We start from the raw sequence: 850 nt of genomic DNA, 5'->3' as shown, positions 1-850 counted from the left end.
GATGGTACTTACTTAAAAAAAAAAGAAATATTCAACATGAATTAGATCGCCAAGCTGTTGAAGAGCTCAATTTTTATGACATAGAAAACAGGGGATATCACCCTAAAGTAAGAAACAAAACGTATTTTGATGCAATAGAACATTTAAATAAATGCAACGCATTGTCAATACTTGCACCTTTGGGTTATGGCGTTTACGATTTCATTTCTTCTTTCAAACATGAATCTGCTCAGTATAGGTCAAAATACTTACGTATAGACTGTTCAGAGGCGCTGACTAAGGCTCAAATTGAAAGCCAAATAAAAACAGACACGTACCAGACTCTTGCGCAGCTTATTTTACTTTGTATCGCTAAGGCACAAGAGGAAGTATATTTCCTTATATTCGATAACATCAAAAGTAGTATGAATTCAGAGGCTTTAAATTATTTAGCCTCTTTACCAGAATCACTTCCTCCATTTTGTAAAAACATATTCTTTATTTTCTCGTCTAGGGTAACCGTTAAACAGTTTAGAAGGTTTCATGTAGAGTTAGAGGCTTTAACGCTACATGAAACCGAGCTAATTCTTAATGAAAGAATTGATCTATCGGAACATACTCAATCGCAATTAGCTCTTATTCATGAGAGATCTGAGGGGGTAGTTGATAAACTAGAGCAGGTCATGGATTTGATCGATAACAGTTCAGTAGATGAAGTATTAGATACAGACGATATATTCGATGACGATTTTTACCAAGGACATATTCCTTCTACGACGCTAAGTCTACTAGAACTTTTGTTTACTGATGCAACTAAAAAATTGACCTTAAAAATGCTTAAAATCCTATCCATTTTGAAAAATGGAGAAAC

The 850-nt window shown here is 34.2% G+C and carries 1 pseudogene; it reads left to right on the top strand.

Annotated elements, in window-relative coordinates:
- Positions 1–850: pseudogene (locus IQR33_RS19605) on the top strand (hypothetical protein); the annotation flags it as partial.

This window comes from Vibrio sp. OPT46, assembly GCF_015163535.1.
GTDB classification, from domain to species: domain Bacteria; phylum Pseudomonadota; class Gammaproteobacteria; order Enterobacterales; family Vibrionaceae; genus Vibrio; species Vibrio alginolyticus.
The sequence above is the reverse complement of the archived record's forward strand: the minus strand, read 5'-3'. Positions and strand labels throughout refer to the sequence as shown.